Origin of the sequence: Rhabdochromatium marinum (assembly GCF_016583795.1) — a bacterium.
Classification (GTDB): domain Bacteria; phylum Pseudomonadota; class Gammaproteobacteria; order Chromatiales; family Chromatiaceae; genus Rhabdochromatium; species Rhabdochromatium marinum.
In genome coordinates, this window is record NZ_NRRS01000062.1 from 1 (window position 1) to 22,121 (window position 22,121).

Annotated in this window: 23 protein-coding genes and 1 pseudogene; 14 read left to right on the forward strand and 10 right to left on the reverse strand. The window is 58.0% G+C overall.

Annotated elements, in window-relative coordinates:
* From iscB to CKO36_RS14550, 13 genes are all read left to right on the forward strand, one after another.
* Positions 1-776, forward strand: a 776-nt coding sequence (gene iscB / locus CKO36_RS14490; protein ID WP_200284984.1) for an RNA-guided endonuclease IscB, incomplete at its 5' end; no start/stop codon positions are given.
* Between the two features lie 64 nt (positions 777-840).
* Positions 841-1,275 (forward strand): ferric iron uptake transcriptional regulator, encoded by a 435-nt coding sequence (fur, locus tag CKO36_RS14495; protein ID WP_200284986.1) that lies wholly within the window; start codon positions 841-843, stop codon positions 1,273-1,275.
* A 22-nt stretch (positions 1,276-1,297) separates the two neighbouring features.
* Positions 1,298-2,767 (forward strand): AMP-binding protein, encoded by a 1,470-nt coding sequence (locus CKO36_RS14500; protein WP_200284988.1) that lies wholly within the window; start codon positions 1,298-1,300, stop codon positions 2,765-2,767.
* Positions 2,754-3,554 (forward strand): DUF4198 domain-containing protein, encoded by an 801-nt coding sequence (locus CKO36_RS14505; RefSeq protein WP_200284990.1) that lies wholly within the window; start codon positions 2,754-2,756, stop codon positions 3,552-3,554. Before CKO36_RS14500 ends, CKO36_RS14505 begins: the two co-directional genes overlap by 14 nt.
* A 5-nt stretch (positions 3,555-3,559) precedes the next feature.
* On the forward strand, positions 3,560-4,219 hold the full coding sequence (cbiM, locus tag CKO36_RS14510) for a cobalt transporter CbiM (protein ID WP_200284992.1): 660 nt from the start codon (positions 3,560-3,562) through the stop codon (positions 4,217-4,219).
* Entirely contained in the window at positions 4,216-4,875 is a 660-nt protein-coding gene (locus tag CKO36_RS14515; protein WP_200284994.1) for a carboxypeptidase-like regulatory domain-containing protein, read from the forward strand. The genes cbiM and CKO36_RS14515 overlap by 4 nt, the downstream gene beginning before the upstream one ends.
* Entirely contained in the window at positions 4,872-5,645 is a 774-nt protein-coding gene (cbiQ, locus tag CKO36_RS14520) for a cobalt ECF transporter T component CbiQ (protein ID WP_200284996.1), read from the forward strand. Before CKO36_RS14515 ends, cbiQ begins: the two co-directional genes overlap by 4 nt.
* Positions 5,615-6,394, forward strand: coding sequence for an energy-coupling factor ABC transporter ATP-binding protein (locus CKO36_RS14525; RefSeq protein ID WP_338053494.1), 780 nt, complete (start codon positions 5,615-5,617; stop codon positions 6,392-6,394). The genes cbiQ and CKO36_RS14525 overlap by 31 nt, the downstream gene beginning before the upstream one ends.
* A gap of 144 nt (positions 6,395-6,538) precedes the next feature.
* Positions 6,539-7,486: a tRNA modification radical SAM protein MnmL/YtqA gene (gene mnmL, locus CKO36_RS14530; protein ID WP_200284998.1), complete on the forward strand. Its 948-nt coding sequence runs from the start codon at positions 6,539-6,541 to the stop codon at positions 7,484-7,486.
* Between the two features lie 72 nt (positions 7,487-7,558).
* On the forward strand, positions 7,559-8,554 hold the full coding sequence (gene ubiU / locus CKO36_RS14535; protein ID WP_200284999.1) for a ubiquinone anaerobic biosynthesis protein UbiU: 996 nt from the start codon (positions 7,559-7,561) through the stop codon (positions 8,552-8,554).
* Between the two features lie 30 nt (positions 8,555-8,584).
* Positions 8,585-9,535 (forward strand): ubiquinone anaerobic biosynthesis protein UbiV, encoded by a 951-nt coding sequence (gene ubiV, locus CKO36_RS14540; protein ID WP_200285001.1) that lies wholly within the window; start codon positions 8,585-8,587, stop codon positions 9,533-9,535.
* A 26-nt stretch (positions 9,536-9,561) separates the two neighbouring features.
* Positions 9,562-10,182 carry a hypothetical protein gene (locus CKO36_RS14545; RefSeq protein ID WP_200285003.1) on the forward strand — a complete coding sequence of 207 codons (621 nt, stop codon included), beginning with the start codon at positions 9,562-9,564 and terminating at the stop codon, positions 10,180-10,182.
* Positions 10,179-11,456, forward strand: a complete 1,278-nt coding sequence (locus CKO36_RS14550; protein ID WP_200285005.1) for an SGNH/GDSL hydrolase family protein — start codon at positions 10,179-10,181, stop codon at positions 11,454-11,456. Before CKO36_RS14545 ends, CKO36_RS14550 begins: the two co-directional genes overlap by 4 nt.
* A gap of 50 nt (positions 11,457-11,506) precedes the next feature.
* On the opposite strand, the gene ubiT is transcribed toward CKO36_RS14550, so the two are convergent.
* Genes ubiT through CKO36_RS14575 form a run of 5 tightly spaced genes read right to left on the reverse strand, consistent with a single transcriptional unit; the run spans position 11,507 to position 15,992 of the window.
* Positions 11,507-11,989 carry a ubiquinone anaerobic biosynthesis accessory factor UbiT gene (gene ubiT, locus CKO36_RS14555; protein ID WP_338053495.1) on the reverse strand — a complete coding sequence of 161 codons (483 nt, stop codon included), beginning with the start codon at positions 11,987-11,989 and terminating at the stop codon, positions 11,507-11,509.
* Positions 11,990-12,029: 40 nt separating this feature from the next.
* Complete coding sequence (idi, locus tag CKO36_RS14560) at positions 12,030-12,614, reverse strand: isopentenyl-diphosphate Delta-isomerase (RefSeq protein WP_200285009.1); 585 nt, start codon at positions 12,612-12,614, stop codon at positions 12,030-12,032.
* A 44-nt stretch (positions 12,615-12,658) separates the two neighbouring features.
* On the reverse strand, positions 12,659-13,348 hold the full coding sequence (locus CKO36_RS14565) for a S1 family peptidase (RefSeq protein WP_200285011.1): 690 nt from the start codon (positions 13,346-13,348) through the stop codon (positions 12,659-12,661).
* Between the two features lie 2 nt (positions 13,349-13,350).
* Positions 13,351-14,280 (reverse strand): glycine betaine ABC transporter substrate-binding protein, encoded by a 930-nt coding sequence (locus CKO36_RS14570; protein WP_200285013.1) that lies wholly within the window; start codon positions 14,278-14,280, stop codon positions 13,351-13,353.
* Positions 14,277-15,992, reverse strand: a complete 1,716-nt coding sequence (locus tag CKO36_RS14575; RefSeq protein WP_200285015.1) for a BCCT family transporter — start codon at positions 15,990-15,992, stop codon at positions 14,277-14,279. The genes CKO36_RS14570 and CKO36_RS14575 overlap by 4 nt, the downstream gene beginning before the upstream one ends.
* A 381-nt stretch (positions 15,993-16,373) precedes the next feature.
* Between CKO36_RS14575 and CKO36_RS19850 the strand changes: the two are divergent.
* Positions 16,374-16,640 (forward strand): annotated as a pseudogene (locus CKO36_RS19850) (IS481 family transposase); the annotation flags it as partial.
* Between the two features lie 688 nt (positions 16,641-17,328).
* Here CKO36_RS19850 and qatD read toward each other — a convergent pair.
* From qatD to CKO36_RS19390, 5 genes are all read right to left on the reverse strand, one after another.
* Positions 17,329-18,063 (reverse strand): Qat anti-phage system TatD family nuclease QatD, encoded by a 735-nt coding sequence (qatD, locus tag CKO36_RS14580; protein WP_200285017.1) that lies wholly within the window; start codon positions 18,061-18,063, stop codon positions 17,329-17,331.
* Complete coding sequence (gene qatC, locus CKO36_RS14585; protein ID WP_200285019.1) at positions 18,063-19,304, reverse strand: Qat anti-phage system QueC-like protein QatC; 1,242 nt, start codon at positions 19,302-19,304, stop codon at positions 18,063-18,065. The genes qatD and qatC overlap by 1 nt, the downstream gene beginning before the upstream one ends.
* A gap of 56 nt (positions 19,305-19,360) precedes the next feature.
* Positions 19,361-20,077, reverse strand: coding sequence for a Qat anti-phage system associated protein QatB (gene qatB, locus CKO36_RS14590; RefSeq protein WP_200285021.1), 717 nt, complete (start codon positions 20,075-20,077; stop codon positions 19,361-19,363).
* 44 nt (positions 20,078-20,121) lie between these two features.
* On the reverse strand, positions 20,122-21,900 hold the full coding sequence (locus CKO36_RS14595) for a KAP family P-loop NTPase fold protein (RefSeq protein ID WP_200285023.1): 1,779 nt from the start codon (positions 21,898-21,900) through the stop codon (positions 20,122-20,124).
* Between the two features lie 38 nt (positions 21,901-21,938).
* On the reverse strand, positions 21,939-22,121 hold a 183-nt coding region (locus tag CKO36_RS19390; RefSeq protein WP_207161482.1), incomplete at its 5' end, for a hypothetical protein.

Sequence of the window (22,121 nt, forward strand, 5' to 3'; positions counted from 1 at the left end):
TGGCTGGCTATGAGGTGCGTGAATACCTGCTGGAGAAATGGCAGCGCACCTGTGCCTATTGCGGCGCGACCGATGTTCCGCTGGAGATCGAGCACATCGTTCCGCGTTCCCTCGGCGGTTCCAACCGCGTGAGCAATCTCACCCTCGCCTGCCGCCCCTGCAATCAGCGCAAAGGCCACCAGCCCATTGAGACCTTCCTCAAAAACCAACCGGCGCGGCTGCGCAAGATTCAAGCCCAGGCCAAAGCGCCGCTACGCGATGCCGCCGTCGTCAATGCCACCCGCTGGGCCTTGTTCGAGCGCTTGAAAACCACCGGCTTGCCGGTGATGACCGGCTCTGGTGGCCATACCAAATACAACCGCCAGCGCCTCGGCATTCCCAAAACCCATGCCCTTGATGCCGCCTGTGTTGGGCCGCTTGATGCGCTGCACGGCTGGAGCCGCCCAACGCTGGCCATCAAGGCCACCGGGCGCGGCAGTTATCAGCGCACCCGACTGGATCGCTTCGGGTTCCCGCGTGGTTATCTGGTGCGCCAGAAGCGCATTCATGGATTCCAAACCGGAGATCGGGTCATCGCCCAAGTGCCGAGCGGCAAGAAGACAGGGGTTCATATCGGACGCATCGCCGTGCGAGCCTCAGGAAGCTTTAATATTCAGACCGCGCAGGGCGTGGTTCAAGGCCTCTCTTACCGCCACTGCCGCGTCGTACAACGTGCGGATGGCTATGGCTATTCATTCACCCCAACCCAAACGGAGGAAGCGAGACGGGTCGCCTAACCGCGCTGCGCGTGGTGCGCTTTCCCTCTCCGCTCTGAAGGGCGGGGTTTCTCGCGCAAGATGGATGGATCAAAGTCAGCAAATCAAAGACGCCGGTTTGAAGGTCACGGTTCCCAGAGTCAAGATACTCAATATCCTCCAGACCACCGATCAGCGTCATCTAAGTGCCGAGGATGTTTACAAGGAATTGTTGGCGGCGGGCGAGGACATCGGCTTGGCCACCGTCTATCGGGTATTGACGCAGTTTGAAGCGTCCGGACTGCTATGCCGGCATCACTTTGAAGGTGGGCAGTCGGTGTTTGAACTGGACCATGGCGGTCATCATGATCACCTTGTGTGCGTTAAATGCGGATTGATTGTTGAGTTTTTTGAACAGGTGATCGAGGAACGCCAGCGCGCTATCGCCGAACAAAACGGCTTCAAGATCGAACATCATGCGCTGGTGATTTACGGCATTTGTCCAAATTGCCAGCAGCAGGCAAAGACACAGTCGCGCTAATTACCCCGCCCAGCCCACCGTCATGCCCGCACCCAGGCAGGAAGCGTTTTTGTTGGCAATGCCGCCGGTGGCTGATCTGCTGTTACCCACGGGCTGGATCTGCCGTGACGAGCTGATGGATCGCAGCCAGGGGCGTGCGATTGAGCTGCGTCAGCAGGGACTGGCGCCAGGTGACATGCTGGTGTGCGCAGTCGATGGTGCCACCGCCGAGCTGAGCATCATGCAGGGCGCGCTGGCTCTGAATCAGGCGGCTCTGGTGCCATGTGCGGACGCTGGGGAAAACTCAGCCGTGCGCGCACTGGCTGCGCACACGGGTGCATCTTGGTGGTGGGAGGCTGGACGCCTGATTGCCACTGACGTCAAGCAAACGGCGTCTTTGAACCAGGCAGCGTCGCGTCTGGCCGCTTCTGATCAGACCGTCTCAGCGGCGTCTCCGATGGCGCTGGTGATTCAAACCAGTGGCAGCAGCGGCGGGCGCAAGGCGGCCATGCTGAGCGCCGCGGCGCTACAAGCGTCCTGCGAGCGTATCAATGCGCGTCTGGATCTGCGACCGAGTGATCTGTGGCTGTGCGCATTGCCCCGGCAACATATCGGTGGGCTGGCGATCGGCTATCGCTGTGCGCTGGCAGGTGCCGGAGTCTTGCTGCATCAGGGGTTTGCGGCTGAGCGCGTCGCTGCGGATCTGTGGCAACATCCGGTAACCCATCTGTCGCTGGTGCCGGCGATGCTCGCACGTCTGATGGCGGCCTGTCCTCGGCCGCCGGACTGGCTGCGGGTGGTGCTGCTCGGCGGACAGGCGCTGGATGCGGGTTTGGCGCAACAGGCGCTCGCCGCTGGCTGGCCTTTGCACCTCGGGTATGGCATGACAGAAACCTGTTCATTCATTGCCAGTCGGGCGCTGACGGCAGCGGATTCAATGGACGCCGAAATGGCACTGACACCCTTGCCGGATGTGCAACTGCAAGCTCCTGACTGTATGGCTCCACCGCCGTCAGCTGCGCTGCGCCTGACCGGACCCATGCTCATGTCAGGCTATGCCAATCCCGAACGCCGCTTGGGCCTGGGACTTGATGCGCAAGGCTGGTTGCGTAGCGGCGATCTGGCCTGTCTGAGCAAGGGGCCGGGTTTGCACATCATTGGTCGTGCGGACGATCAACTGGTCATCGCCGGTGTGAATGTCCAGCCCCAGACCATTGCGGCACAGCTCAGTGAGTGCGCTGGGGTCACACACTGCACCCTGGTGGGCTTGCCCGAGCCGGTGTGGGGCCATACACTGGTGGCGCTCTATCAGGGTATTGCCCCGGCAGAGCAGCTTGACGCCTGGTGTCGGTCACAGCTGCCCAGTGCGCAGCGACCGCGCTTGTTTGTACGGCTTGATGACTGGCCCTTGCTGACTTCCGGCAAGGAGGATCGCCGTCGTCTGCGTCAATTGGCCGAGACGGCCTGGGATGAAAATCTAAAGTTCAGAGGAAACATTCATGCATCACAGTAAAATACTTGGTTGTTCGGCTAAATATCGGGTGTGCTTACTCTTAAGCCTTCTGGTACCAATCACCGCCACCGCGCATTTTCAGGAACTGATCCCGGCCACGGAAAGCCTGGAAGCCGGAGATAACCGCGCCCTGGATATTCAGATGAAGTTCACGCATCCCATGGCGGGTGGGCCGGTCATGCCGATGGCCAAGCCCGTTGATTTCGGGGTGCTGGGGCCAGAGGGACGGGAGGATCTCAGTGAGCAACTCACAGCTGTTGAGGTGGATGAACAGCCGGCTTATCAAGCGACTTACAACATCGAACAGCCGGGTGTTTATGTGTTGTTTCTTGAACCTGCTGCCTATTGGGAGCCGGGCGAAGGAAAAATGATCAAGCATTACACCAAAACCGTGATTGATGCCTTTGGCGGTGGCGGGGACTGGGATGCCTCGGTCGGCTTTCCAGTTGAGATTCGCCCCTTAACTCGTCCCTATGGGCTCTGGAGTGGCAATGTCTTTCAGGGGGTTGTGCAACAGGACGGGCAACCGGTGCCCTTTGCCGAGGTGGAAGTGGAATGGCGCAACGATGGCACGGTGACGCCACCCACGGATGCCTTCGTGACGCAGGTGATCAAGGCCGATGCCAATGGCACCTTTACCTATGCCATGCCACGGGCCGGCTGGTGGGGCTTTGCGGCGCTGTTGGAGGGGGCTGAGCCGCTGATGAACCCCGATGGTGAGTCCGTGCCGGTGGAGGCTGGGGCCTTGCTCTGGGTGCGGGTGCGCGACATGCCGGTGGCGGATTAGCTTCGGTGGCGCATATTCCCGACGGGGTGCTGGCGGCGCCGGTGCTGATCGGCGGTGGGGTGGTGACCCTGGGATTGCTGACGGTGGCGCTGCGGCGCCTGGATGACCAGGCATTGCCGCAGGCGGCCGTGCTCTCGGCGGCTTTTTTTGTCATCTCCCTCATTAGCATCCCGATTGGGATGACCAGTGTCCATCTGTTGCTCAATGGTCTAATGGGGTTGCTGCTGGGCTGGCTGGCGGTGCCGGCTATTTTGATCGCACTGGCGTTACAGGCGGTGTTTTTTGGCCATGGGGGCTTGCTGTCGCTGGGGGTGAATACCCTGAACTTGGCCGTGCCGGCGCTGCTGTGTGGCGTCTTGCTGCGCCCCTGGCTGCATGCACGCGGATCGGGGCTAGCGGCAAGGCCCTCGCCACGCCGCGCGTTCTGGGTCGGTGCGCTGGCGGGCTTTGTGGCGACCTGGCTGACGGGTCTGGCGGTGGCCTTGGCGCTGCTGCTGAGCGGCCAGGCGCTTGGGTTCGCCGCGCGGGCCATTGCGCTGGCCTATGTACCGCTGGCCGGGCTGGAGGCGGTGATTACTGCGACTGTGCTGGCCTTTCTGGTGCGGGTTGAGCCGCGCTTGTTGGGGGTGCCGCAGGAGGCTGAGCCGGAGGGGACTGACACATGAACAGGCTGATGAAACTGCTGTTTGAGCCTCCTTGCCGGAGGCGCGGCGCTTATTCGCTCCTTGCGCTGCTGTGGCTGTGGCTGCTGCCAACGAGCGCGCTTTATGCCCACAATCTGCGGGTGTTTGCGACTGCTGAAGGGGCCTGGATTCAGGGGCAGGTGTATTACGCCGGCGGTGGTGCGGCGCACCATGCGCAGGTGCACATTTATGATCAAGCCAATGCTGTGGTTGCCGAGCTGACGCCCGATGCGGCGGGTGAGTTCCGCTGGCAGGCTGAGGCACCGCAAAGCTATCGCATTGTGGCGGATACCGGTGAAGGGCACCGTGGCGAATGGACGCTGGCGGCTTCCGAGCTGGCCAGTGCTTTTCCGTCGCCTGAACCGATCCTACAATCTCCGTCCGCAGCGCAAACTTCTCCGTCTGATGACGATGCACCTGCGGTGCTGGATCCCAAGAGTGCAGCCAGTGCGATAGGTTGCTCCGGGGCGGCGCTCGATGCGCGTATCGAGCAGGCGCTGGCGCGGCAGTTACGGCCCTTGCGCGAGGATTTGGCGCGGGCTGAGGATCGCCTGGCGCTGCGGGATCTGCTTGGTGGTATTGGCTGGATCTTTGGGGTGACCGGGCTGGCGCTCTGGTGGCGGGGCCGCCGGGCATGAATTCAATGCTGTGGGCCACAGATGCGGGGGGCGATTCTGGTGGCTTGCAGTCGCTCAATGTGCGCGTTCGACTGGTGGCGGCGGTCTGCTTTGCGGTGGTGGTGCTGAGCCTGAAGCATCCTGCAACACTCACGGTGGCCTTGACGGTAGCGCTCTTGGTGGTTGCAAGCTCAGGATTGAGCTGGCGTGTGCTGCTGCGGCGGCTGCTGGCATTGCAACTGCTGCTGGTGCTCTTGGCGCTGTCACTGCTGCTGAGCACACCCGGCGACCCGCTGGTGGTGCTGGGACCGCTGACACTGAGCCAGTCTGGCGGTGAATTGGCACTGGTTCTGGTGTTGCGGGCGCACGCCATTCTGATCGCCTTGCTGGGACTCCTGGGGACGCTGGATCCGGTGACCTTCGCCCATGGTCTGGCGTCCTTGCGGCTGCCGCAGCGGTTGGTCACTCTACTGCTGATCACGGTGCGACAAATTGACTTGCTGCTGCTTGAGTATCAACGCCTGCGTCGTGCCATGCGCGCCCGTGCTTTTGTGCCCCAGGCCAGTCGCCATGGCTGGCGCAGTCTGGGCTGGTTGATTGGCATGGTGCTGGTGCGGGCGCTGGCGCGGGCGCGGCGGTTGGATGCGGCGATGCGCTGTCGCGGCTTTCGGGGACAGTTCTGCCGACTCGATCCGCCGCCCTGGCGAGCACTCGATACTCTGGCCAGTCTGCTGTTTGGGCTCATGCTGATCGCACTGCTGTGGTTCGACAGCTCGGGTATCAGCGGGTGACGACGGCTGATCAGGCTCCGTCGGCTTTGCTGGACGTGCGCGGTCTGGTCTTCGGCTATCCGGGCCGCGAGGTGCTGCGGGGTATTGATCTGAGTCTGAGCGCAGGGGAGCGGGTGGCGCTGGTGGGGCCGAATGGCGCTGGCAAAACGACGCTGCTGCATCTGCTGGTGGGGCTGGAGCATCCGCAACGCGGCCAGCTCATGGCGTTTGGTCAATTGCGGCGCACTGAAGCGGACTTTCTCTCGGTGCGCACCCGCGTCGGATTGCTGTTTCAGGATTCAGACGATCAGCTGTTTTGTCCCACGGTGCTCGAAGACGTTGCCTTTGGTCCACTCAATCTCGGCTATTCCCAGGCGCAGGCACAGGCACAGGCCATGGCCACGCTGGAGACGCTGGGCTTGGACGCGTTGGCGACACGGGTCACCGGGCGCCTGTCGGGCGGTGAGAAACGTTTGGTGGCTTTGGCTACGGTGTTGGCGATGCAGCCGGAGGTGCTGCTGCTTGATGAACCCACCAATGGTCTGGATGCCGCCGGCGAAGCACGGCTGATAGCGCATCTCGATAGCTTGCCGCAGGCCATGCTGATTGTCTCCCATGATGAGCGTTTGCTGCGGCGCCTGACCACCCGGGCGCTGGCGCTGGCCGATGGATGCCTGAGCACGGCGGTGCTGCATTCCCATGCCCGCTGGCGCGAGGACCTGCATCTGCATGCGGCTGGATTGGAGCAGGATCATGAGCATGCGCCATGAGGCCTCGCAGCAGATGCCGCAAGCGCCGCATGGTTTTACCCGCTCGCTTTAACGGGTATCATGGCCCGGCAGGGGGCGGTGGTAGGACGCTTGACTGTTCGCTGATGGTGGCTTGGCAAGGATTAAGGAGGGGCTGGCACGCGCATGACGCTTTCTGATGTTGTGCATACTTTTGGTACGGATTTGCTGCGTCGCTATGGCGCGCGTGTGCACAAGCTCGCGATTCATGCCGGCTTTACCTGCCCCAACCGCGATGGCAGCAAGGGACGTGGCGGATGCAGTTTCTGCAATAATGCCTCCTTCAGCCCTTATGCCGAGCGCAACCCGAGTGTGGCTGAGCAGATTGCCGCCGGGCGTGCTGTGGTGCGCAAGCGTACCGGCGCGGTGCGCTTTCTGGCCTATTTTCAGGCGTATACCAACACCTATGCCGATGCTGAGCGTCTGGGCGGACTTTATCGCGCGGCCCTGGCTGAGCCGGATGTGATTGGGCTGTCGGTTGGCACCCGGCCAGATGCGGTGCCGGAACCGGTGCTGGATCTGCTCGCCGAGCTGCGCGATCAGGGCTATGAAATCTGGCTGGAGCTGGGGTTGCAGTCGGCCTTTGACGCCACCCTGGCGCGGGTCAATCGCGGTCATGGCTTTGGCGACTATTGCCGCGCGCTGGAGCAGGCACAACAGCGAGGCTTGCCGGTCTGTACGCATCTGATCGTGGGGTTGCCGGGTGAGGGGCGCGAGGCGGCGCTGGCCTCGCACGAGCGGGTGCTGGAACGTGGCACCGATGGGTTGAAGCTGCACCCGCTGCATGTGGTGCGCGGCACGACGCTGGCGGCACACTGGCGGCGCGGTGATTATCATCCGCTGACCATGGAAGCCTATATTGACATCGCGGCCGATGTGATCGAACGCACCCCGCCCGAGGTGGTCTTTCACCGCGTTACGGGAACGGCCTCGCGCGATATTTTGCTGGCTCCCGAGTGGTGCTCGAAGAAATGGGCGGTGCTCAATGGCATTGAGCGCGCCCTGCGCGAACGGGGCAGCCGGCAGGGCACGCGGGTGGGCGAGCCGCTGACCGGGGTCTGCGATGCGGCCTGAGGCCTAATGAGGCCTGAGACTTGATGAGGCATGAGAATTGATTGTGACTAACGAACTCTCCGGGAATCGCTGATGGAACTGGTTTGTCCTGCCGGCAATTTGCCGTCGCTTAAGACTGCGGTCGATCATGGGGCCAATGCGGTCTATTTTGGCTTTCGTGATGACACCAATGCACGGCATTTTGCCGGGCTGAATTTTGCGCCCAACAAAATGGCCGAGGGCATTGAATACGCCCGCCGCCGCAATGTGCGGGTTTTTGTGGCGCTCAATACCTATCCGCGCCCGGATGGCTTCAAACGCTGGCAGGAGGCGGTGGATCGCGCCGCTGATCTGGGCGTCGATGCCCTGATCGCCGCCGATCTGGGCGTACTGGATTACGCCAGCTCCAAGCATCCGAACCTGCCCTTGCATCTGTCGGTGCAGGGCTCGGCCACCAACTACGAGGCGCTGCGCTTTTATCACGAGCACTTCGGCGTGCGCCGCGCGGTTCTGCCGCGCGTGCTGTCGATGAGTCAGACGCGCCATGTGATCGAAAACAGCCCGCTGGAAATCGAGGTGTTTGCCTTTGGCAGCCTGTGCGTGATGGTCGAGGGACGCTGCATTTTGTCCTCCTATGCCACCGGTCGTTCGCCCAACACCTTTGGCGCCTGCTCGCCGGCCAGTCATGTGGAGTGGATCGAAACCCCCGATGGGCTGGACACCCGCCTGGGCGGCGTCTTGATTCAGCGCCATCCCAAGGGTGAGAACGTTGGCTACCCGACGCTATGCAAGGGAACCTTTCGCGTCGCCGATCACACCTATCACGCCATCGAAGAGCCGATCAGCCTGAACGCGATGGAACTGCTGCCGGAGCTGCAAGCCGCCGGGGTGAAGGCGGTCAAGATCGAAGGGCGGCAGCGCAGCCCGGTCTACGTGGGGCAGGTGACCCGGGTGTGGCGCCAGGCGCTCGATGCGCTGGCGCGCGATCCGCAACACTTCAAACCGCGCCCGGAATGGACCGCCGAACTGGGCAAGGTGTCCGAGGGCGCGCAAACGACCCTAGGCGCCTACCATCGCCCCTGGCAATAAGCATTACCGAGATCTGAAGACGCTTTCCTCATGACTGCAACCGATTCCGCCACTGCCTCTCCCGCTTCATCGACGGGCACCCGATCCGGTCCGCGCCTGTCGCTGGGCCCGATCAGCTATTACTGGCCAAAAGACCAAGTGGACGCTTTCTATCAGCAGGTTGAGCACCTGCCGGTGGATATTGTCTATCTCGGTGAAACCATCTGTAGCAAACGCAATGAAGTGCGTTTCGAGGACTGGCTGGCCATTGGTGAGCGCCTGGCTGCCTCAGGCAAGGAGGTGGTGCTCTCAACCTTGAGCCTGCTGGAAGCCGAGTCGGAGCTCCTGCGCCTGCGCGCTATCTGCGAGAACGAGGGCTTTCTGGTCGAGGCCAATGACATGGGCGCGGTGCAGTTGCTGCGCGGGCGGCCCTTTGTGGTTGGACACAGTGTGAATGTCTACAATGATCGCAGCCTGGCGGTGCTGGCACGCAGCGGCCTCAAGCGCTGGGTGCTGCCGGTTGAGCTGACGGCTGATTGCCTGGCCGATATGCAGCGCTTGCGCCCGGCTGGGATCGAGACCGAGGTCTATGCCTATGGTCGCCTGCCACTGGCCTATTCGGCGCGTTGCTTTACTGCGCGAGCACGCAATCTGCCCAAGGACGATTGCCGCTATTGCTGTATTGATTATCCGGATGGCCTGGAGGTTGCCACGCAGGACGATCAGGGCTTTTTGGTGCTCAATGGCATACAGACCCAATCGGCACGCACCAATAACCTGCTCCCCGAGCTGCCACGCCTGCGCGAACTGGACGTGGATATCCTGCGCATCAGCCCCCAGGCGCAAGGAACCGACGCAATCGTGCAGCTGTTCGACCAGGCGCTGCGGGGTGACAAGACTCCGGCCGAAGCCAGCGCTGCTATCCAACCGCTGATGCCCTCCGGTGCCTGTGATGGTTACTGGCACGGCGAGGCTGGTATGGATCAGGTGGCGCAGGTTTAAGGTTTTCCTGACACCGGTTGGTTGTTATGCGTGAGCGCATGCGCCTATTGCCCGGTTTTGCCTTGATCATCCTGCTCGCCCATGGTGGCTGGGTGCTGGCACAATCTTTGGAACGGCTGGCCGATGCAGCACCAGCCTCCACTGCTGATTCGCCGGCGTTTTCGCTGCATAGTTCACATGGCAAGCTGTCGCTTCATGCTGAGAATGCCTCCCTGCGCGCGGTTCTGGAGGCAGTTGCTGCACACAGCAACATCGGGGTCTGGGTTTCGCCGCATCTGCCGCGCGTGTCGCTCAATCTGAGCTTTGCTGACCTTGACTTCGCGCAAGGATTAGCACAGATGCTCGACTCCACAAGCTATGTCCTGACGCGGGCCGCCGGGGCGGAAACCAGCGGGATCAGCCACATCCATGTGTTGGCACTGGCCGATGCCCTGACTGAACAGCCACCGGCCAAATCCGCGTCTGACCCAGGCGATGAGTCTGACCGCGCTGATGAGCAACCAGGCTTGCCACCCGGTTTCGCGGCCTCCATCCGCGCCACGCGTGCGGCCCTGAGTGCGTCGCAACAGGCAGCGATCTTTGCCCAAGGTGCGTTCATCGACCAGCGGTTGCAGCAACTGCTTGATCCATCAGGAGTGCTACATTGATCAGCCATCAGCATGCCGATAGCCTCTTTACCAGCACAGCCACGCCAGGCGCGCGGCGGCTGGCCGTCAGCCTCGGTTTGAGCCTGCTTCTGGGCACAATCGCAACTGCAACCGCATGGGCCGACAGCTCAGCTGTGGCCGTGATTGGCGACAGTATCGGCGAGGGAGTTCAGTCGGCGGATGCTGCCTGGCAGACACAGGTAACCAGCTATGCGGCCTGGGTGGCCACGCAGCAGGGCACACCCTTGACGCTTCCCTTGATCAATACTAATGCGCTGGGCGTGGTTGGATCCACGCGCGGACGCCATCGCATCGAACCGGATCTGATTGCCTCCAATGTTGCGGTCTCGGGGGCTGGCCTGTCCTCCCTGCTGGGGAATCGCGCGGATGCCGACCGGCCGCGTGCCATAAATTCCGAAACTGATCTGGTGCTCTACCCGCGCCAGCAAACGCAGCTTGAGGCCATTGAGGCGGCACCACCACAATGGCTGCTGTGCTGGATTGGCAATAACGACGTACTCTCGGCCGTCACTTCCTTTGGGAGTCTGGATGCTTCCCAGCTCACCCCAGCCGCTGAGTTTGAGGCTGATTTCATTGCGCTGACGGATCGTCTGGACGCCCTGATTAACAACCATGGCACTCGGGTTGTTTTCGCCAACATTCCGGATGTGACCGACATTGCCTTTTTACTCGACCGGGCCGCCGCTGAGGCCCTGACTGGCTTCAGTCTTGAATTGCCTGCCGGTACTTTGACCTCCCTGCCTGCGGCCTTGCTCATGCGCTATTTCGGTGATGATGCCCTGCTGGAACGGCCGAATTTTGTGCTGACGCAGGAAGAACTCGAGGTCATTCAGGACCGTATTCGGGTGCTTAACAGCATTATTGCCCGCGAGGCCGGACGCCTTGGCATGCCGGTGGTGGATATCAATGCCGTGTTCAAGGCGTGGGTTGAAAATCCCATCAGCATTGATGGCTTCACACTAAGCAATCAGCCTTTTGGTGGCCTGTTTAGCACTGATGGTGTGCATCCGTCCAATACCGGGCATGCGCTCATTGCCAATGAATTCATCGCCACCATCAACCAGCATTTCGGCGCCTCCATTGCGCCCATTGATCCGGAAACCCTGTCCTTCGTGTTCCAAACCGATCCCTATATTGACAAAAACGGCGATGGGCGCATCGCCGGACGTCCGGGGGTTGGTCTGCTCGAATCCCTGGCCTTGCTGATTGGTCTGTCCGGCGACAGCCGTGAGCTGCCAGCAAGCGAGCCGTGATCAAGCAACCAGTAATCAAGGCCCCCGGTCGTGCTGCAAATGACCGCGAGTCAGCGGCCAAAACGTCCGATCAGTGAGGTGGCGCCGTTCATTACCTTCAGCAACGGACCGATGCGTGATTCCAGCTCCAGGCTGTCGAGAAAATTCTTCACATAGAGCCCCAGTTCGGTGCTGCCGCCCAGGCGCAGGCGGCGGTTGAAGAACAGGGTGTCCGGGTCTTCGCGGCGGGTTGCGAGCAACAGGAACTCGTAGGTATTGCCCTCAATGCTCAAGTCTTCCGGCTGGTCGCGCGGAGCACTTTTGATTTTTCCATTCACCAGGGTCAGGCGATACTCCAGATGGGCATCCTCAACCTGGATGCGCATAACCTTCTGATCGAGAAAATCGAGTTCACCATCCGTCAGTTCGGGGGCAAACAGGCGGTTGAGCACTTGACTCAAGGCACTGCTGTGCAGGGGCGCGGGCAGCAGCCCCAGGGGCCAGGTGAGCAGACGGGGCAGAGTGGGGGATTTGTCAGTGGCTTGTGTGTGCACGGGTAAAGGCATCGTTATGCAGTTAAATGATTCGGTGGCATTAGCGTAGCAGGCGCTCCAGACGATCAGGAAACTCCTCGCGCAGCCGCCGCCACTCCATGGCAAACCAGGGGGTGATCTGATCAGGTTGCTCCTTGAGCAGAGCGTCGGTGTCGGGTCCGCTCAGCCAGCGGCAGGCGGCGATTTCGCTTGGGTTGACATCAATGCGCTGGCTGTCATCAATCCGGCCGATATAGACCGAGCACAGCTCCCGCTCGGAGCCGATGTCCCGGGCGTCAGCCTGGTATTTGGCATGGTATTCAAATTGATAGATGAATTCCAGTTCAGTATCCACGGCCAGTTCGTCGTTCAGGCGCCGATGCGTGGCATCAGCGTAGCTTTCCCCCCGGCGCGGATGACTGCAACAGCTGTTGGACCAGAACAGGGGCCACAGAGGCTTGGAGTCGCTGCGCTGTTGCAACAATACCTGACCCTGCGGGTTGAACAAAAAAATCGAAAAGGCGCGATGCAGGGTACCCTCCCCGGCATGGGCCTGAGCCTTGTGTTGGTAGCCAATGATTTGGTCATCCGCGTCCACCAAAATCAGAGGTTCATCGTCGAAGGAGACTCTGCGATGGGTACTCAAGAAGATTTCTCCTGCCGGGGTGGGGATTGCAGTCGCGCGGACGCTTAGCCGGCGACGGGTTCGTACAGTCCTGCCTTCTCCATGAGCGCGACGCCATAGTCGATGGCGACTGCATAGGAGATATTGGTATCGCGCGGCGGTTTCCGATCCCAGTCGGTGCTGCCGCGCACCACTTCGCCAGGCTCGAAGCGTCCGCTGACCAGACCGACGATGTGGCCATCGGCGGCATGCACCAGGGGGCCGCCAACATCGCCATCCTGCGCCATGTTGTCAAACAGGATCAGGTTGGTGCCATTGGGCGTGAGAATTTTGGTCGAAACCACACCACCCACGGTCATCACCGTATGCAGCTGATCATGGCCAAAGGAGTAGCCCAGACTCATGACGCTGGCTCCCGGGCGGACATTCTCGGCCCGACCCAGAAAATCATCCGGGACGCTGATGTCAATGTCCTGCTCAATTTTCAGCAGCGCGGTGCCGTGGGTGGCATCCATCTGCGCCACCTCGGCAGGCATGGCAGCCACCCGGTTGAAGGTCATTGGGATGAAGCCGTCACCGGCATCGGTTGGGGCCACACGGAGATTGCTCGGATCATTGACCAGATGGGCCGCTGTGAGCAAATAGCCCTTGGGATCGACTAGAAAGGCGGTGCCCAAAAAGGCCACCTGCTCACCGTCATCGCGCAGCAACATCATGCAACCGCCGCGGAATTTTTGGCTGAGACCTTGCAGCATGTTCAGTCCTCTTGCGTGGTGGGGGTCAGCCAGTCCTTGACCCGCTGTGGATGGGTGCGCAGCCAGCGCTGTGCCTGAGCATAGGGATTATCCTGGTGTTGTGAGATCCACACCAGCAGTTGCTCCATTTCCGCCGGGGTCCAGGAGAATTGATCCAGCAGGGCATAGGCTTGCGGGTTGTCCTCGGCGAACCCCTGGCGCACCATGGTGTGAATGGCTCCGGTGCCACCATAGACCCGTTCCGGGTCGTCCAGAAAGCGCAATGACCAGCGCCCGAACATCCAGTGCGGCTGCCAGCCGGTGATGACAATCCATTGCTTGCGCGCAATGGCCTCGGACAAGGCGGTGGTCATGTTCGCCTCCGAGCCTTGGGTCAGGCGAAAGCCGCGCAAATCGTAGGTGTCAATGGCTTCCTCGGTGTCGGCCATGATGCCGGCTTCCGGATCAATGCCAACAATGCGCCCGCCGAGCTTGTCGCGATAATCGGCCAGATCGGCGATGGATTCCACCGGCATCAGCGTCGGAGTACGTGCCCCGCTGCCACCGGTCTGGCGCCCGACATTGATGTCCGGCACCACCAGCCCAGTGCGGGTGCCCTCCAGATTGGGTCCGAGATCGACCAGATCCTCACCATAGCGCTCCAGATAGCTTGCATGGGTATCCGGCAGCCAGGCCGACAGCAGCACATCGGCCTGGCCGTGGGCCACAGTACGCCACATGCCGCGTGCGCTGGTTTCGACCGGCTCGCAGCTTTGATCGAGCTGCTCGCGCAGCAGGGCGCAAACCAGATTGAGGCTGGCCACTGACGAGGACCAGTCAACATAGGCGATGCGCACCGGCGCGGCGGCCAGCGCGGGGCTGCCAGCCGTCAGGCTGCTCAGACTCAAGAGTAGGGCGGCGAGCCACGGATGACGCTTTTGTTGCCGATTCATGCCTGCTTCCCTCCTGTGACGGGGCGCGGACGCACGGCCGGGCCATGCTGCGGGCGGCCGACCCAGAACTGCCGCCGGCCAAAGGTCGGCATTTTGCGTGTGGCGCGGGTGTTGAACTGCTGCACGGTGCTTTCTTTCATGTTGACCGAGAAGGACTGGCCAGTCTGGTACTCATGCAGCCCTTTATAGAGCGCCCAGCACATGCCAAGCAGAATGATGGCAAAGGGCAGGCCGGTGGAAATGGCGGCGGTTTGCAGTGCCACCAGTCCGCCACCGAGCAGTAGGGCCGAGGCGACCAGGCCTTCCATCACCGCCCAGAAAATGCGCTGGATTTTCGGTGGCTCGGTATTGCCGCCGGCAGTGATGATGTCAATCACCAGGGAGCCGGAGTCCGAGGAGGTGACGAAGAAGGTAATCACCACCACCACTGCCAGCATGGAACTCACGGCGCTGAGCGGGAAGTTCTCCAGCAGTACAAAGAGCGAGACCGGCAGATTGTCCTGCACCGCCTTGGCAATGCCGCCAGCGCCGAACATTTCAATTTCCAGCGCCGCACCGCCGAAGGTGCTCAGCCACAGGAAGGTCACCAGCGCCGGAATGATCAGCACCCCGGCGATGAATTCGCCAATGGTGCGCCCATAGGAGACGCGGGCGATGAACATGCCCACAAAGGGCGACCAGGCGATCCACCAGCCCCAGTAGAACACCGTCCAGCCGTTTTGCCATTCGGTGTTGTCGTAGGTCTCATTCCAGGTGCTGAGTGAGGGGAAATTCTGAAAGTAGATGCCGATGTTTTCGACAAAGGCATTAAGAATGAAGAGCGTCGGCCCGAACAGCAGCACAAAAATCATCAGAGCCGCAGCAATGACCACATTGAGCTGACTGAGAAACTTAATGCCGGAGTCCAGCCCCCGCACCACCGACCAGGTGGCAATGGCGGTAATGCCGGCAATCAGGATGATCTGCACCGGAGTGCTCTGCGGAATGCTTGGCCACAGATGATTCAGCCCGGCATTGACCTGCTGCACGCCCAAACCCAGCGAGGTGGCCACACCAAACATGGTGGCGACCGTCGCCATGATATCGATGACATTGCCGATGGGGCCATAGATGCGCTCGCCGAAGATCGGGTAGAACACCGCGCGGATCGACAGCGGCAGCCCTTTGTTGAAGGAGAAAAACGCTAGCGCCAGACCGACCAGGGCATAGATCGCCCAGGGATGCAGCCCCCAGTGCAGGAAGGTGAAGTCCATCGCCACGCGTGCGGCCTCGGGTGTGCCGGGCTCGGCCAGGGGCGAGGCGACAAAGTGATACATGGGCTCGGCCACGCCATAGAAGAGCAACCCAATGCCCATGCCGGCGCTGAATAGCATCGCGAACCAGGCTAGGGTGGAGAACTCAGGCTTGGCGCCCTCGCCACCAAGGCGGATAGCGGAGAAGCGCCCGATCAGAAGCGCGATGACAAAGATCAGAATGACATTCATGGCGCCGACGAAAAACCAGCCGGCATAGGTCGATACCGCACCCTGCACCGCATTGAACAGGTCATCGACGCGACTTTCAAAAAACAGGGTCACAGCCACAAATAGCACAATCAGGCCGGCTGAAACGAAAAAGACCCAAGGGTGAACATCAAGTTTGAACCAGGGAGCCGGGCCGGTGGGCGGCGTAAGCTCCGGCTGCTCTGGCGGATGAGAGGCGTTTTCAGACATCGCCGGGGATCCTCTTGGCGGAGATGGGTGGCGCGACAGCCGTTGGACAACCGAAATAGGTGGCGGACCGCCAGTGACGCGATGGAGACAGAGTCCGCAACCACGGACTCAAAAGGCAGTGACCGCAAGCCTAACATTCAGCATGCTGACAGCCGCCAAGCTTGCAGGTCGTCGTAGTAGGGTAACCCAAGCGGGCGACGAGCTAAAGTCTGCGGGCTTGAAACAGGCCTTAGTTTCACCCCGAACTCAGCCACTGAGTTGATACCGCTCTCCGTCGGTTTGCAGCAAACCGAGGTCTTCGAGTGCGGCAAGGGTGTTGGTATTTGGGGCACAGCCAGAATTGTTTTTAAAACGGCCTTACAATCTTCCGGGACTTGACAACAGCACGAGCCCACTGGTCAGCACGTCTTCGATAAGGTCTGTCGGCGCCATGGCATCGACCATCGCTTGATCAAGCCACGCCGCCCGCAAACCACCCGCTTTCGCTCTGGAGAACAACTCTCAGAGACGCTCCATCGCTCTGTCAGGTTCTATAATCAACACATCCCGCAACGCGCCCTCGGGCATGTCGCTCCCATACAGGCATTGAAACAATGGTATGAAAAGCAGCCGAATCTATTCGTAAACCGTCCGAACAATCTCCCGGGACTGACAGACCTCAGATACCAACCGTTTGATCTGGGTAAGGTGCGACCAGGGCGGACACGCTCCCAAATTAGGAAGCAGATTGTTGCTCCGACGACAAAGTAACTAGCTAGAACCATAAAGGGGTATAACGAACCAAGCTCAGGCGCCCCGGTGGAACGAAGCAGCGCGCAGCGGAACCGGGGTCGCCTGGAGCGCCGAGTTAGGCCATATTCGTGTCTTTAGAGAAAACACGACCTGTACCTTATTTCTCTCTTATTTCTCAGGGCTTACCACGAACCTATTCGGCAATTCACCGGGTCATTAGGCGCAATTTTGTATTGTCCATATCCTTTGAGTCCAATGCCGAGCTTGCCGTTATTTAGTTTACTGACACCAAGCACAGAATAACTCTCACCAGTCAACATGCCATGGAGATGGACTCGATCGCCCGTTTTTACTTCATTAGCCGGCTTTCTTATCAGAACAATTCTTGTGCCCGTCCTTTCATCTTCCGCGTAGACTCCAATATAGTCTCCGCAATTTGGGCACTTCCAAGTATCACTAACTTTTTCGTCTTCAAACTCGCTTTCACAGTCGAGGCATTCGTACCGTTCTTTCGGGAGTCTGTTCACTTCCCCCATTCGGCTCATACTTCTCTCCTCTTGCTGCCTAACGCCGCATTCAGCGGCTTGTCCGCTGCAATGCTTTGTTAGCAGCTTTCATTGTTTGCTATCAATCGTTTTAAGTTGCATATTAATATTTCATCAACCTCTAACGATGAAGTCCCCCAGATTTCAGCAAGACTGTGAGAAACTTCTCCAGCCTCCCAAGGCATTATCGGCAGACCTTTTGCTTTCGCAAAAGGACCATCGGTCTCTATCAATACTCGATCTTTCGGGATATTTGATACCAATTCCTTCCCGCGTTTTGTTTCCATCATTGCCGGCCCAACTGAAAACCAGCAGCCCATAGCCAAGGCTCTTTTGAGCTCAGTTTTTGTACCAGTAAACCAATGTAAAATTGGAATTCCCTCTATTCCTTCCAGCTCGTCTAGCAGGAGACCGGCACACGCACGGCTATGTATCGTCATAATGCGGCCACCAGCATTGTGAACTTGCTTAATTATATGTCTAAAAACTTTAAGCTGAATATTCCAGTGTTCCTTGTAGCACTTCCCACCATCTAGCCCAATTTCTCCTACATACTTCGCATCGGGCAGAAGGGAATCAAACAATTCCAATTCATTCGCTCTTTGGTGAGCTAACTGCGGGTGCAATCCCAGCGCTGTTTGGATTCGTTTATATCCAGTTGCCAGCCTATTAGTGCCGTCCCACGCTTTTGGTGTCGTAGTAACAGAAAGTACATAAAGCCTTTTTTCATCACACTGTTTTGCAACTTCAAAAGGGTCTGGGTACAGATCTAGATGGCAATGCATATCCATCATCACTGAATTCCCGCCGCCTTGAAAAAGCTATTCACCTCATCCAGTCCTCGAGTAAAAACATTTTCATAACTACTAAAGTTTTCGGTCGGCAGTGGGCCGCTATCTAAGATCCACGGTCCAATCTTTCTCGTTTCCTTTTGCGCGATCGCAACACATAATGCCATAACATCATCTCGTTTATCAGTTTCCGAAAGAACTCTTTGTAAATCGTCAAACTGGTATCCGTCATCACTATTTCCGCCAGCATGTAACGCTGCTCGACGTATACTGCACGGAACACAATACCCACACTGTTGATTCGGTCGCTTCCAGTGACTGCAGGACACTGTGTTGCCAATAATTTGTTTCAATAGCTGTTGATCTTTGCAGCCTAAAACCATCTCGCCTTTAGTCATGAACTGGTAAGGGTTTTTGATCAGGCACGGTATTCCCACGGTATCAAATATTTCTTGCACCAGCCCGAGGAAATATGGGTGAGTGGTTCTAGTGCTGAGCGATCCAATTCGACGGGTTGTGAGAGGTGCATTGAGAGATATAAACCCATTTTCCGGTACAAATAAATCGACACACTCAACCTGATTTACCGCCTTGACTGCGACAGAGGCTACAGCTGCAAAAGCAATAAAATTACTGCTACGCGTTCGCATTGTAATATCCGTTTCGCCATTAGCAGAAACTGGGTGCGCATTAACTGCAAATCGCGAATAGCGACCGCTTAACTGTCTTACAAGCATATCTTGGTGAGTGCTATCCCCCGTGTAAGCATGACTGACTAATAACGGTTTTCGGCCCTCATGGAGTAAATCGATCACGCCTATTGCAGAATCCAATCCTCCTGAAAAAAGACTGACGCAATCCAATCCACGCATCTTAATGAGTTGGAACCTATCTCGCCGCTTGTATGGAATCGGCGGTGGAAATCCTCCATTGCTAAACTGAAACTCCCACCGGTCTCCACTTAAAAAATGAAATGCCTTCTGAAGCGTAACCACCAGCGCTGTCCAGCGATCAGGTTCATGTAGTGGTAGCTGAATTGATATCTGTCTAGACCAACCATCAGCGGCATCATCTCTGCGAACAAACGTATCGGCAGCAGTTACAGCTAATGCAATACTCAAAAAATCCATGACCTCAGGAGTTAAGGCCACTCCCAAGCGCTTGATCTTATCTACAATCGGATTGCCAATAACGGATATATCGCCGCGGCCCTGGCCTGACAACCCATACAATTGAATCGGCATTACGGACGCAGACGCAGCCGGTAATCTATTGTGATCATGATGAAAAACTAGCCTTGTCATTGATAGGACTCCCATTCCTTCCATACATCCATGATTGCAGTTCTTTCAACTTGCACCATCTGCGATCGAGTAAACGATCTAATATTCGAATTCATTTTAGAACCCATGTGCTTATCGACAACCACCTTTATGAGTTCACGTAAATCGGATTCTGCACGGAGAGCTTGTGTTGCCGTTTCAGCCTTATTCCATGCCTTACCAGCATCCATCACTATTTGCAGAAAAATACTTTCCGCCAGATAACCAATCATTGTATCGACAATGACATCGTCAGTTATACAGCTCGGGTCAAATGTCTCAACACCGTCCAGCGCTTCTACAAGCGCATGGTTCATGGCTGCCCTGATCTTATCCCCATCACCATCGGTAGGGGTCAACGCCTGAGTAATCGCAGAGATAGCTTGATCACATGGCAATCCTGAAAGCTGATTCAGATCAAGCGAGGACTCGTCTGTCGAAGCTCCTTCAACACCGGCACCCGACAAAACCCCGAAAAGACTGCCCCCTGCCTTGGTGATGCCACCCATGCGCCGCGCAGCACTCGATCCGCCACCAGATGCTTTTCTGGCATAATGACCTACCGCCGCCTGTAAATCGCTTCTTTCACCACCTGAGACAAAGCTGCCTAATGACTGTCGGAAAGGCTTAAACCGTGCTGGCAAAGGCTCCGGCAGGGCCTGCTGAGGCTGATCGTCTGCCCAAGGCGGAACCAATGGAGAGCTCCCCCCTGGGCCTGGGCTTGATTGCGATGTTCCCATTATGCGTCCTTATACCATTGTTCTTCTTTTAACTGAGTGCTCAGCCAAGGGGGTAGTTTCCCGATCTCCCCTATGTAGCGTTTAAACACCTTTGCGGCATCGGTTGAATGCTGGGCGAGTAGACACCCCCCAGAAAAACCGGTGGGCTTTTTAGACCAATCTGAACTTTGGCGTAACCTATTGATGATACCTTCCATAACCGGCACTTGGTCGACCATGGGTAGCGCATCTAATGCCGTCTTCGCAGCAGGGGAACTCATATTCTTAACCCCCACCAATACATTTAGCGCTTCACGTCCCTGTGGCGATAACCCAACTACATAGGCCCCCACGGGCATGGTTTCTCTAGATAGGTAAATAGCAGCCCTCAAGTCCACATCCCGCAGAGAAGGCTCAAGCTGGCTCCACTCTAGGATAAAGGATTTGGTTGTCGGGTTTGTGCTCCAGCTCTTCGGAACACCAGTTGGCAGGTCGCTACCATCCCCTTCCTCAAGTTCTTTGAGGATCGTAGGCTTACCTTGTTCTGCATCGACAAAGCGGTAGAAATCCGCCGTTGCTTCCGTGCCAACGCAACGCTCGAATATTACCAGTTTGGTAATGACTGCTTCATCCAACGGCATTGAGCGTCGGCGCGCTATTTGGGAGCGCATTTTAACGACGTTGAGCAGCCGCTTAACAATCCGCGGGTTTCCATGAATAATAGGGGAGTTTGCCAATACTGGCGCTATCCGATCGGCACGATCATAGGCTGTTGCAAGATCGCTTCCGTCATCTTCGCCGGTCAAGGCTAAGGCATCTTGTCGTGAAATGGGTTCATCTCTCCAAGATTGTCGGAGGGAATCTTCTAGCCCTGCCCGTAGGGCTTCCAATTTATCGCCCGATACCCCCTGAGATGCCGCGTACAACATGAATAAATACGATCGGATCTCGCGAATGCCGGCCTTAGGTACCCGTATTGGCACTTGAATAAGTTTATCTAAATAATCAATTTGGTGGCGATCTGATGCGCCCTTGAAGTAATCGGCCACCGAGGAACGAATCATCTCTTCATCGGCAGCGATAATGAACGCAGTGTTAGGTAAGAATAGGAAAAGTCGAATCGCTTCTAAAGTGTGAATGGCATTTGAAGGTAAGCACCGATCTAAGTTGTCGATAACCACTACCAGCGGTCTTCCCAACTCTTCCAGAATCTCGCCGTACTCTTTACGAAATGCCGCGATTTGCTGGGGCGGGGTGGCTTGTTTATCAGGACCAAGCAGGCCTGAAACTTGATCGACAGCCTCCTTCCCGGCCTTCCCTAGATCCTCAAATTCTTTTTGGTCTTGAATTCCATCAGATAGACCTGACAACGCACCCACACCCCGAGCCAACATTCCGCCAGTAGTTATTCCCGCGAGCAAAGCAGCGCCTTCCGCTGCCAACCCTAGCGCGCGGAAACCGTTAACCCGGGCAAGCAATTTTTTGGTTTTCTTGGTCAGGCCTTCGTTGTCTTTGGCCTCTTTGTTCAATTCGGTCGCGATAACTTCGAGCAATGCTGCACGGGCATCATCAAATCCTTGGTATAGCCACGCATCAAATCGAATAACGATCCAGTCTTCTGTCGAATCCTGCAAATCCTTCTCGATGAGCTTTAAAAGCGATGATTTACCCGCCCCCCAATTCCCAAATACACCTATCGAACAAGGCAGCATGTCTGGCGACTTTAAAATGTCGACGGCTAATTGGGACACTTCCCCAAAATTCAGGTAATCACTATCGGATTCTGTATCTGGCCACAAAACAAAACTCCTTGATTAATTGCACCGTCAATGTGTTGCTAACCAGTGATTGTATGGTTTCCGGATAACACTAGCACGCAACGGTTAAACCTGCCAGCAATTCCCGCCGAAAAAATTTTCGGCGTAACAACAGCAGGTTGGCCCAGGCTCAAAAAAAGTTTTTCGTAAACTTTTGGCGCTGACTCGGTAGACTGGCCGGCATCGTTCAATGTCAGATTGCG